At 41.4% G+C, this 11,549-nt stretch carries 10 protein-coding genes; 8 read left to right on the top strand and 2 right to left on the bottom strand.

The window, feature by feature from the left end:
- Window positions 1-372: 372 nt before the first annotated feature.
- From GBI66_RS16340 to GBI66_RS16315, 6 genes are all read left to right on the top strand, one after another.
- Window positions 373-1,263: a VacJ family lipoprotein gene (locus GBI66_RS16340; protein WP_151716820.1), complete on the top strand. Its 891-nt coding sequence runs from the start codon at window positions 373-375 to the stop codon at window positions 1,261-1,263.
- Between the two features lie 130 nt (window positions 1,264-1,393).
- Window positions 1,394-2,362, top strand: coding sequence for an RsbU family protein phosphatase GigA (gigA, locus tag GBI66_RS16335; protein ID WP_005184685.1), 969 nt, complete (start codon window positions 1,394-1,396; stop codon window positions 2,360-2,362).
- Window positions 2,363-2,464: 102 nt separating this feature from the next.
- A complete protein-coding gene (gene gigB, locus GBI66_RS16330) occupies window positions 2,465-2,986 on the top strand; it encodes an anti-anti-sigma factor GigB (protein ID WP_004804515.1) in 522 nt (173 codons plus the stop codon).
- A 28-nt stretch (window positions 2,987-3,014) separates the two neighbouring features.
- Window positions 3,015-3,839 (top strand): carbon-nitrogen hydrolase family protein, encoded by an 825-nt coding sequence (locus tag GBI66_RS16325; RefSeq protein WP_151716819.1) that lies wholly within the window; start codon window positions 3,015-3,017, stop codon window positions 3,837-3,839.
- 211 nt (window positions 3,840-4,050) lie between these two features.
- Entirely contained in the window at window positions 4,051-4,413 is a 363-nt protein-coding gene (locus tag GBI66_RS16320) for a DUF4951 domain-containing protein (RefSeq protein ID WP_151716818.1), read from the top strand.
- Window positions 4,414-4,746: 333 nt separating this feature from the next.
- A complete protein-coding gene (locus GBI66_RS16315; protein ID WP_005146490.1) occupies window positions 4,747-5,181 on the top strand; it encodes an organic hydroperoxide resistance protein in 435 nt (144 codons plus the stop codon).
- A gap of 61 nt (window positions 5,182-5,242) precedes the next feature.
- Here GBI66_RS16315 and gspE read toward each other — a convergent pair whose 3' ends face one another.
- Window positions 5,243-6,733: a type II secretion system ATPase GspE gene (gene gspE, locus GBI66_RS16310; RefSeq protein WP_151716817.1), complete on the bottom strand. Its 1,491-nt coding sequence runs from the start codon at window positions 6,731-6,733 to the stop codon at window positions 5,243-5,245.
- A gap of 93 nt (window positions 6,734-6,826) precedes the next feature.
- Between gspE and GBI66_RS16305 the strand changes: the two genes are divergently transcribed.
- Window positions 6,827-7,648 carry a hypothetical protein gene (locus GBI66_RS16305; protein WP_005184691.1) on the top strand — a complete coding sequence of 274 codons (822 nt, stop codon included), beginning with the start codon at window positions 6,827-6,829 and terminating at the stop codon, window positions 7,646-7,648.
- Window positions 7,649-7,657: 9 nt separating this feature from the next.
- The gene (locus tag GBI66_RS16300) at window positions 7,658-8,575 is read left to right on the top strand and encodes a mechanosensitive ion channel family protein (RefSeq protein WP_151716816.1); all 918 of its coding nucleotides are present in this window, start codon (window positions 7,658-7,660) and stop codon (window positions 8,573-8,575) included.
- Here GBI66_RS16300 and GBI66_RS16295 read toward each other — a convergent pair.
- Window positions 8,572-11,439: a DUF2339 domain-containing protein gene (locus GBI66_RS16295; RefSeq protein ID WP_151716815.1), complete on the bottom strand. Its 2,868-nt coding sequence runs from the start codon at window positions 11,437-11,439 to the stop codon at window positions 8,572-8,574. The genes GBI66_RS16300 and GBI66_RS16295 overlap by 4 nt on opposite strands.
- Window positions 11,440-11,549: the final 110 nt, after the last annotated feature.

Genomic DNA, 11,549 nt, shown 5'->3' with positions numbered 1-11,549 from the left:
TAGGTCGGCTATATTACTCTAAATTTCTTTAAAGTCAACAGGTAATTTAGATATTTTCAAAACTTATTCTCAAACCCAAAAATTTAACCCTTAAGCCAAATCCTTGTTTATCAACAAGTTTTTATCTACATCACCGCCGATGGATGTGCATTCTACAGCATTTCAGACCAGACACAACCCCATTTTTCAATCTTTTTATTCGAGTGAACATTTTTAAACCAAATTCACAATTTTTCTTATATTTTTCGACCGAATTTGTTTTAATAATAGGAGAACAACTAAACTGTATGCCTTCTCTTTATGTTTTGCGTTCAGTGACGCACTCATTTTAATGGTTGTATTATTTCGCTCTAACAGCGATTAAGGACTTATATGCATTACTCCAATTTTATCTTGCTTGGGTTGTTAACTGCTGGAGCATGTTCATCAGTATTCGCACAAGAGACTCCTGCCAGTGATTCAGCCAACCAAGCGAATGCTGTAGCAACTCAAGTCACTGCTGAACAAAAGACATCAACCATTCAAGCCATTAAAGATTTAAAACATCTCACCAAGAATGATTTAAAAGTAAATGCCAATGCTGCACAGCCAGATTCAGTTAAGGATCCACTGCAACCATTAAACCGCCAAATTTATGCATTTAATGACATCTTAGACCGCAACCTATTAAAGCCAGTTGCGATTCAATATGTTGCTAAAGTTCCAGAACCTGTACGTAGCCCCTATCGCCAATTCCGTAAAAACCTAGGTGAGCCATGGAATGCTGTAAACCAGTTAATTCAAGGTCGACCTACCCGTGCTGCAAAAACTTTAGGTCGTTTTACCGTAAATACATTAACAACTTTAGGTTTTGCTGATCCGGCACGTCGTTTGGGCTTAAACACTGAAGAAGAAAGCTTCGGTGTAACATTAGGTTATTATGGTGTTCCTTCTGGCCCTTATGTGATGTTGCCTTTCTTTGGCCCAAGTACTTTCCGTGATGGCTTTGGTTTGGCAGCGGATAGTTTTGGTCGTCCTCAAAAATACTTATTAGAAGACCAAGATGGTATTTACTGGTCTACCAATGTATTGCAAGCCATTGATGCGCGCTCTCAGATTCTTGATATTGAAGAAAGCTTAAAAGGTGATAAATATTCAATGATCCGTGATTTTTATTTACAGCGTAAATCCTTCCAAATTGCAGAGAAACGCGGTGATGCAAATGACGTATCCTTTATTAGTGATGCAGATGATGTTGACGACGCTTCTTCTGACGATAAATGATTAAACTAAAATAATGTTTTACAAACTAATGTATTGCCAGAGAATTTAAACTCTGGCAATACTATGTATAAGGTCATCTTTCATCTATGATGAATTTTAAATGATCATACAAAGGATTGGCTATTCATCTATGTATTTCATACAACCCACGCGTTCCGTACCTTGTTTAGATCAAGCTTTAACTGAGTTACCGAGTTTGCAGATCATTCAAATTGACGATTTGGATTTGTATGATCAAACCATCATTGCGATTGCCGATGTACAAGACTTTTTAAAGTATCAGTGGAAACTTCCAACAATTGTGCTTGCATTTGAGCATGAGGGTACAGCGTTAGCACAAGCTTGGGAACAAGGTGCATTAGCAGGTTGGATTTGGGATAGTCTGCCAAAAAATCCAATTCATTCTTTGTTTAAAATAGATGCTCAATACAAACGTAATCAAGATAGCCGAGATCTACCCTCTGCTGCCGAATTACAAAAGCGCCTTTTACCAAATCCAATCGAATTGCCGAATTATCAATTTGAATCCCTTTTTCAGCCATCTGCTTATTTATCTGGCGATTGGTATGATTACTGGCGCTTAAATGATGAAGAAGTATTGTTCTATCTGGCTGATGTTTCAGGACATGGCGTCACCAGCAGTTTATTAACCTCGTGGATGGCAGCTTTTCATGGCCGTTCAAAAACACCAAGTCAATTGATTCAAAAACTGAATGCAATGTTGGTACAAGAGAATATTGAAAAACACATTACCATGGTTGCTGGGATCTTAAACTTAGTCACCCATGAAGTGCGTTGGTCAAGTGCTGGGCATTACCCTCCCCCCATTATTTTTGAACCGAATCAACCACCTCAGATTTTAACTACAAGTAGCTTCCCACTTGGCCTGACTGAAGAGCTTGAAGTTGAAGAGCACCATTGTAAATTAAGCCGTCATGCGCGGTTCATTTTATGTTCTGATGGTGCCTTGGAGCCATTCGATGGTGGCCTGAATGATCAGTTTAATCAATTGGTCGAACATCTAAAAAATGACTCATTCAAAGCCCCTGAACATGTAGCAGATGACATTGCAATTTTGAGTATATGTCGAATGAATTAACATTAAAATCAGTATCTTAATTAAATCACACCTCTCAACCACTTGTGTCTCCAATATCACTATGGGATAATTTGATATCCTTTCTCTGAAAATGGCATTTATATGTCAACAGGTCATGTTGAATATGCAAGTTTGAACGGAACGCATATTTTCAAGCTTATTGGCGAAGTGCGTGCTCACTCTTGTATAAGTCTAGACAAACTACTCAATCGAATTGAACAACAGCAAAATGTTGTTGGTGCAATCGTTGACTTAACCGAAACCACGTTTATTGACAGTACTGTTTTAGGTATATTGGCAAAACTAGGTTTAAAGCTTAAGCAAGTTCATCAAATACAAGCCGTTATGCTCTCGACAAATCCAGACATTACCACCTTGGCCAATAGCATGGGGCTTGGGCAAGTGTTTGTGATTTTAAATTACTGTGGCGATCCAAGTGTATGTACCTTGGAGCTTACAGAAGAGCAAGTTACGCATAGCGCAATGCTCAACACTGTGCTCGACGCACACAAAACACTGATGCGCTTGAACGAAAACAACCAAAATATGTTTGAACCACTGGTTAAGCAATTGCAAAAAGAGCAAGATTGCTTAAATCTCGACGTACAAAAACAAAACGCTTGATCGTTAAACTCAGTATCGTGATCTCCCTATGACCTTACTTTCTGTTGCACAGATGAATTCTCAAAATGACATTGAAGCAAACTTCGATGTCATCGAATCATTACTTCAACAAAGTAAGGCTCAAGGTACTGAGCTAATCGTTTTCCCCGAAAATTTTGTTTGCTTTGCTGCAGGTAAGCAGCGTGAAACTGCAGCTCAATTCGAAGTAATTCAAGCACGTCTAGAACAATTAGCACATCGTTATCAAATCTGGATTGTTGCAGGTACACTCCCATGCCCTTTCCGTCCAGATGGCTCTGTCATTCAAGATGGTCGTGTTCGGACTGTTAGCTTATGCATTAGTCCTGAAAGAACTGAAGCACGTTATGACAAAATCCACTTGTTTGATGTACAAGTCGGTGATGCTGTAGGCGGTTATCAAGAATCTAAATTCTTTGAACCTGGCGATCAAGTGGTTGTCGCAAAAACACCTTTTGGCAATATCGGCCTGATGGTTTGCTATGACTTACGCTTCCCTGAACTTGCCTTAAGCTTACGTCAACAAGGTGCGAACATTCTTACTGCTCCTGCGGCTTTTACTTACACCACAGGTCAGCTCCACTGGCAATTATTGCTACAAGCACGCGCCATGGACAGCCAGTGTTATGTCTTAGGTGCTGCGCAGCAAGGTTGGCACGGTGAACAGCGTCAAACTTGGGGACATGCAGGCATTGCTGATAGTCGTGGACAACTGCTTCAAAGTATTGATACAGATGGATACGGTTTAATTAGCAGTGAATTTGAGCTTGAGGCACAAAATAAGCTTCGTCTTGCCATGCCGTTAATGCAACATCGAAAAATTATTACTTATTGATTCGTACTTTATCTTTACGCCAATTTAAATGCGCCACAGTACAAAATATAAACACCCAAGATCAATCTGACTGCAATAGTCAACTTTTATAAATGCCTGATATATAGAATCATGATTTAATACAAATTATTGATCATAGTAGAACAAAGTCAGCCAACTTTTCGCTCGCTATGATGTAACATCATCCGTTAATTCTTATTAAGCTTTATTCATGTTTAGATTTATTCTGATTTTCTTTGTTTTGGGGACAGCTGTACAACTTCACGCGACATCTGTGGATGTAGATGGTGATGAATCAACTCAATCATCTCGGGTTTTGTCTACACCACAAAACTTATCGCTGAATGCTTTTGGGCAATGGATCATTGGTTGGGGAACAGGTGCTGAAGGTGCAAGGCAGCGATTAGATAATATTCAACGTGAAGACGTTATGGTCATTAAGCAAAAAGGCACAACCTTAGAAATGATCAAGGCATGGCAGCAACATTTCGAACTTGAAGCTCAAAATAATCTCAGCAACCCGACAGCGCGTTATCGTGCCCGTCTTATGAAAAAAATTGCCGATCTCTGGTAACTAACACCTCAAATTTATTATCTAGCATTTGGCATAAGTCTAATCACTTATGCTTTTTTTATTTTGGATGGACAATAAAAACTATCTTTCAGGTCAATTTATCGCCCCCCGATATCGAATCCTCATGATTTACACAATTTGCACTTACATTGATATCGAACGTGAATTGGTACGACTGCCCCATCCACATAAATAAAACACCTATAAAATATAGAAACTCCCCTACACGTATAAAGACCAAAGATGGCAGGATCTATAACGTTTGCTGACTTGTATTTTAATTTATATCCAGTACGATCAAATTGCATTCAATAATATTCAGGGATAATTATCATGTCTTTAGAACAAGTCGTTTATCGTGCAAAAGCGAAAGCAACAGGTGGTCGTGATGGCCGTGCAACTTCTTCTGACGGTGTTTTAGATGTTCAGTTAGGTGTACCAAAAGAAATGGGAGGTGCTGGTGGCGCAGTCACCAATCCAGAGCAATTGTTTGCGGCTGGTTATTCTGCATGTTTCTTAGGTGCAATGAAGTTTGTTGCCAACCGTGATAAATTCAAGATTACTAAAGATGCGTATGTTGAAGGTGAAGTCGGCATTGGTCCGATTCCAAATGGTTTTGGTATCGAAGTAACACTCAATGTTTATTTAGTTGGAATGGAACAAGCAGAAGCAGAACAATTGGTTGCAGCTGCACATATTGTATGCCCTTATTCAAATGCAACACGTAACAATATCGACGTTACTTTCAATATCGTGACGACTGCATAATCCGAATACTTAAACAAAAACAGCATGGTTTAACCATGCTGTTTTTTATTCATGAATCGATTTATTCTTCCGCAGCTTCATTGGTTACACGAAGCACTTCTTCTAATGTAGTTTTTCCGGCTAGGACTTTTAATAAACCGTCATCACGAATCGAAGCTGCATAACGACGTGCATGATTTTCCAGCTCATACTCAGCCGCATTGCCATGAATCAAACGGCGCATCGACTCATCCACTGGCACGATTTCATAGATTGCGGTTCGTCCACTAAAACCAACGTGTGAACATTTTTCACAACCATGTGGTTGTGGTAATTCCATATGTTCATCAACCTTGAGATGCTGAAATACTTGTCGCTCGAAATCATCAGCCTTACGCCAAGTCACGCAATGCGGACATAAAGTACGAACCAGACGCTGCGCAATCACCCCGATCAAGGAACTCGCCAATAAGAAAGGCTCGATTCCCATATCTTTTAAACGCGTCACCGCACCAATTGCAGTATTAGTATGCAGTGTGGATAACACCAAGTGACCCGTTAAAGAGGCTTGTACTGCAATTTCCGCAGTTTCCAAGTCACGAATCTCTCCGACCATCACCACATCTGGATCTTGACGCAGCATCGCCTTAAGCGCACGCGCGAAAGTCATATCGACTTTGGTATTGACTTGGGTTTGACCAATGCCTTCCAATTGATATTCGATCGGATCTTCGGCAGTCAAAATATTACGCGTATGGTCATTCAGATCAGATAAAGCCGCATACAAGGTGGTGGTTTTACCTGAACCTGTTGGGCCAGTTACCAAGATAATGCCATGTGGTCGATGAACCAGTTGCGTTAAACGATCATAGTCATTTTGCATCAAGCCCAAATGAGTCATGTTCAAGCGTCCCGCTTGCTTGTCCAGCAAACGCATGACCACACGTTCGCCATGCGAAGACGGTAAAGTTGAGACACGGACATCCACTTCACGCCCTGCGAGACGTAATGAAATACGACCATCTTGTGGAACACGCTTTTCCGCAATATCCAGTTTCGCCATGACTTTGATACGAGACACCAATAGTGGTGCTAATTCACGGCGTGGCTGGACAATTTCACGGAGTTGACCATCGACACGTAATCGTACCGAGAGCTTTTTCTCAAAAGCTTCGATATGAATATCAGAGGCACTAACACGAATCGCTTCGGACAATAAAGCATTGATTAGACGCACGATCGGTGCATCATCCTCCTGATCCATCAAGTCTTCAGCTTCTGGTACTTGATCCGCTAAACTCAATAAATCTGGATGATCTTCTAGGCCTGCCGCAACTTGTTGCGACTCGCCAGTATCCCCTGCATAGCTAGAACTGAGTAAGGCATGAAACTCTTGATCAGTACACAATTGATCGTGAGCTGTTTTCCCCAAAATTCGACGAGCTTCCTGCAAAGCAATACGCGCGGTGTCCTTGCGTCGTACAATAAAAATTTGATCACCTTCATAACGTAACAAAACGCCATGTCGTTTAGCAAAACTATAAGGAATTTGTATTTGTTTAAGTATTTGCATCACACAAATAATGATAAGAGAAAGTATTGAGTGTACTCTAAGCAGATTACAGCGTGAAGTCTGTTTAGCATACTCACAAAGGAATTTTGCATCTTGTCTCAAAATAATCAATATCAAGTTCCCCATTCTGACACTTTGAAATGGTGGGGCGAACAACAATTCGAAATTCAACAGGCCAAAGCTTGGCAATTCGGTTCATTGCTCTTTCGTCTGACTCGCGGCATCAAAGAATGGCGTTTGGAATATCATCGCCCTCAATTTCAGTATGACTACGAGCAACAGTGGCGAATATTGAATGATATTGAATTTGCCATGCCGCCTCCGGCAAAAATCGAACGCTATATGTTCCACAAGACCAATGGCACCTTTCATTTGATGCCACGCTTGGCTGATCGTTCCGTGGTGATTCGACCTGTTGATCCGATTTATATTCCTGCGGGTCAGCGTGGAACCTTGTATATCAGCACCCCCTTGTGGATTGCGGGTTTGGTTGACGGTCTTTCTGAACCGCTATTTGATATCCCTGTGATTCAACCGAAAGATACTTGGTTTGGTAAAGACCCACAAAATGGTGAGATTTGCTACGCAACCTCTGTAGATGGTCGTATCGATTTAAATCTACTCAAACCGCGTGCTTTCCGTGCAGTGACACCGATTGAGTTCCACAATACCAGTCACCATCAACTGCGTTTTGATCGCATGAACGTACCTGTGCCTGCACTGCCATTATTTTATAGCGAAAGTACAGGCCGTTTATGGACGTCTCAAATCAAAGTCTACTATGAAGGTACTGATCATCCTGCTCGTATTCGTATTGAAAACAAGACCCCAACCCAAGCGGGTGAAGTCACCTATGTGCATCCCCCTCGTGCACCAGGCAGTACTTTATTCAATATGTTTGATTCATTTTTTTAAGGGGTCGCGATGCCAAATTCAAATATTCCAAAAGATGTGGCTGGCAGTCTCACCAGTTTTTTTACCAACATTAACTTTGAGCGGCTTAGCGAAATCGTAGTCGCCATTATTTTATGTTTTATCGGCTTCGTGATTGCACGTCTAGTCTCAAACACCTTTATCCGCACCATTGGTAACCGCTTTAATGCCCATCAACGCTTGCTATGGCGTCGAGGTATTTTTTATTTCATCTTCCTGCTGTTCATTATGACCAGCTTAAGGGAGGCAGGTTTTAAACTCAGCGTATTTTTAGGTGCGGCAGGGATATTAACTGTCGCGCTGGGTTTCGCCTCACAAACCTCTGCCAGCAACTTGATTAGTGGCTTGTTTTTGATTGGTGAAGGCTCATTTGAAGTCGGTGACACCATTCAGATCACCTTAATTCGAGGTCAGACCATTGAAGGTGAAGTGATTTCGATTGATCTACTCTCAGTTAAGCTTCTGACGCTGGATAATGTTTATATTCGTTTGCCGAATGAACAGTTGATCCGAACACCAGTGATGAATCTGTCTAAATATCCGATACGGCGTATTCCAATTACGCTCGCGATTAACTTCCATGAAGATATTCATAAAGTCCGCCAAGTCTTATTAGACGTTGCTGCCAAATATCCTTTGGTGATGGATGACCCTAAGGCGACCGTCACAGTGACTGCGTTTAGAGAATCTTCTATTGAACTGTTATTTGCAGTGTGGTGCCGTCAGGAAAACTCGCTCAAAGTACGTGATGAAATGCAGGAACGCATTCGTAATGGCTTCTTGGAAAATGAGATCGAGATTCCTGTACCGAAGATGGGCCTGATTGACCGACCTCTCCCTTTAGAGAATGATGAAGTCGATCAATATGCCAATCAGAAAGAACTTAAAAAAGAACAGAAAGAGAGCTAACTCTCTTTCTTGGTTTCACTTAATGCAGGTGGTAATGGTGCTAGATAAGCAATGACCAACATCACAGCCCCCGAACCAATAAAAGAAATCACACGGGTTAAGGTGCCACTTTGCGATAAGTCCAATAACAACAGTTTCGCTACGACAATGCCTAACAAAGCTGCACCGACAAACCAAATTTGTCGGATGTGGCGGCGGCTGGAAAAGGTCATCAGAATAAAGGCTAAAATCACCCACAATAGTGTCAAACTGAGTTGCACATCACCATTCGACCAAATTGCTGCGCTCCAGAATGGTGTACCCAAATAATGATGCATAGCACGCACCACCACACTACTCAGCACCAATAGGCCAATCAAAATGGTGGTAACTTTAAAGCCCCACTCAATCGAACGCTCTGCGCTAAAATCATGATGATAAATCATCCAGATCAAACCAAAAAACATCATTAAAGACAGAATATCTGTCAGATTAAGCAGTGGTATAAAATAATATTGTTCAGCAGAATATGGATCTAGACTGACCAACACTAGCCAAAATAGCGTTAAACACCAGATTGGCAATTGATGCAGCAACTCAGTTTTATTTGATGTAAATCGCCAAATACTATAAATAGCTGGGATAATGGCAAACGCGACAAGCGGCATGATTGGAAAAATAGCCAATCCTATACTGGCAAGGCTGAGCCAAAGCAACGCAGACCACAGCATAACAGTTGCTTTAGATGTGTGAGTACTCAAGCTGCTCAATATCAACGTAATCGTGATTGATGCTATGGCAAACATCACTTGATCTAAGCGACTTGACCAGTGCCAAACCACATATACATGTTGAGCAAAACTTTCGCCATAAAGTAAAGCCAGCAAAGCTCCCAACAAGATGAGCTGCACATTAGCCCACTGTAAGCGTGATTTAATATGTACCGCCAGACTAAACAATGCCAATAATATTGCAGCAACAGCAAGATAAGGGCTCAGTCCATCGTGCTGCCACTGCATCAATTCAACAGCAGCAATTGCACCTGAATACAAACCAAGCGCTAGAAAAACCCCACTCAACATGCGTGCACTGAAATACTTCTCGACCTCTTGATAATGCAATAAGTAAAAAGCAGAAATAAATTGAGCAAGCGCAAAAATCGCGGTACTTAAAATTGGAAAATGATCGTTTGACCAAACTTGGAACAGTAATGCCACTGAGCTTAATAATACCAGTGCCACACCAACATAACGGCTTAAACGATATCGTTCAGTAACGCCCCAGACAATCAGTGCAGTTCCCTGAATTACCCAGCCTGTTGACGTCCAATGTGCCCCTTTGGCAAGCGGGAAAATCAAGGCAACGAATACTACAGCAAGAATAAAGAAACTTTTTGCCAAAATTGATAACTGTGGATGTTGGCGTTTAATCCAGATATTTAGACTGATATACACAATCGCAAGTGCAACCGCTCCCCAAGTGAGTGCTGAGGTCGAGTTATGCATTAAATAGGCATGTAGCGAAAAGCCCAGTACAGGCACACTAAAAATCAGACCAACATCTAAAATAGGTTGTAAACGCTCAGGGGGCTGAGCTGTTTGTTGCTGTTCATTTTGAGCACGTAACATCAATTGGCTATAACGGATACTGAGCCAGATAAATAGCGCCATATGCAGCCAGAGAATGATATCCAAGGTATCAAACTGCGAAGTTTTTGCATAAATCCCGATGGTCGAACCACCAATGAACATGGTGGCAAAGAAGGCAATTTGATGCAGAATTTTCCAAGGTTGAATAAAGTTCAACGCTACCACAGCCAAGTTAATGACAAAGTAATAGCCAAACAAGAAAATCACATCAGGATGGTTTTGTGGAATGACCAACGGAGCCAGATAGGCCATGGTCAATGCCAACATGGCTAAATACAAAGCTTGTTGTTTTAAGCTTAGATAAACCGTCGCCAATAATAAAATCACAAACAGAATACTGGCGGTGCTTAAACTGGCAATTACTGCAAAATGATGTGAAAAAATTAAGGTCAAGAATACAACTGCCAGACCGACACCTTGTAGAGCCACCGCAAATAATTGATTTTTCTTTTGCAGTAAATATCCTGCAACAGTTGTGGCTACACCCGCAATCGCAATAAAGCCCAGTTTCACACCTAAGCTGAGTTGCCAATGTTCACTTGCAAAACGTAAGAGTAAAATCACACCGACCATTAATATGGCGACAGCAACACGGAGAATGGGATTACCATGTATCATCCAGTCCAATGCAGGCTGCCACCAAGCAGGTTGTTTGGACTCAGAAGGATGAGAGACAGAGGTAGAGTTCTGAAGCATTGGACTCTGAACTGATTCAGTTCTAGCCTGCATCCAAGCTGGCTGCTGCTGCCCCACAATTGGAGAGTTTGAAGCTGTCGTTTCAACCAATTCAACAGATTGACCAATACTTGAGGTCTGTTGTTGTGGCTGAATAGAAATATCTTGATTTCGTGATTGTGTTGCAACCTGCTCTAAATGCAGTAATCGAGTTTGAAAAGTACTGATGGTTTGGATCAAACACAACAATAATACTAATAAAGCACCACCCGCCAACCACATCCATGTATTGGCATAGGCAAATAAGGCGATCAGTGCCGCAGCATATATCACAATTTTTTGTACGCCAATACCTGCCCCTAATGCAGAATAGCTCGGCGCTGCTTGTTCGAGTTGAAGCAAACGCTGATGAATTTCAGACAGAATGTGCACAATTACAACGGTCAGACCAATTGCAGCAGCAACAATCGTCCCTTGCCACTGAAAGGCAATCGCACAAGCGAGCAATACAGTCAGCGCAATTAAAACAATGACGATTCCCTGTTTGTCTTTTTTATACATAGACTTATATCAATGATGATAGCTTCATTGCAGTCATCTTACTTGATCACTAGATAAGCAGGTATTGTTACATACAAAATACTGCAAATTTTCAACGACACAGCTAGCCG

It is taken from the genome of Acinetobacter sp. TUM15071, assembly GCF_008980925.1.
In the GTDB taxonomy this organism is placed as follows: domain Bacteria; phylum Pseudomonadota; class Gammaproteobacteria; order Pseudomonadales; family Moraxellaceae; genus Acinetobacter; species Acinetobacter dispersus.
Note: the sequence above shows the minus strand (reverse complement) of the source record. Positions and strands in the feature narration are given on the sequence as shown.

What these genes read in the sequence shown, in the direction of transcription:
- GBI66_RS16315 (WP_005146490.1), top strand. Translation starts at nt 4,747, where the DNA reads ATGTCTTTAGAACAAGTCGTTTATCGTGCAAAAGCGAAAGCAACAGGT.
- gigB (WP_004804515.1), top strand. Translation starts at nt 2,465, where the DNA reads ATGTCAACAGGTCATGTTGAATATGCAAGTTTGAACGGAACGCATATT.
- GBI66_RS16340 (WP_151716820.1), top strand. Translation starts at nt 373, where the DNA reads ATGCATTACTCCAATTTTATCTTGCTTGGGTTGTTAACTGCTGGAGCA.
- gigA (WP_005184685.1), top strand. Translation starts at nt 1,394, where the DNA reads ATGTATTTCATACAACCCACGCGTTCCGTACCTTGTTTAGATCAAGCT.
- GBI66_RS16320 (WP_151716818.1), top strand. Translation starts at nt 4,051, where the DNA reads ATGTTTAGATTTATTCTGATTTTCTTTGTTTTGGGGACAGCTGTACAA.
- gspE (WP_151716817.1), bottom strand. Translation starts at nt 6,733, where the DNA reads ATGCAAATACTTAAACAAATACAAATTCCTTATAGTTTTGCTAAACGA.
- GBI66_RS16295 (WP_151716815.1), bottom strand. Translation starts at nt 11,439, where the DNA reads ATGTATAAAAAAGACAAACAGGGAATCGTCATTGTTTTAATTGCGCTG.
- GBI66_RS16325 (WP_151716819.1), top strand. Translation starts at nt 3,015, where the DNA reads ATGACCTTACTTTCTGTTGCACAGATGAATTCTCAAAATGACATTGAA.
- GBI66_RS16300 (WP_151716816.1), top strand. Translation starts at nt 7,658, where the DNA reads ATGCCAAATTCAAATATTCCAAAAGATGTGGCTGGCAGTCTCACCAGT.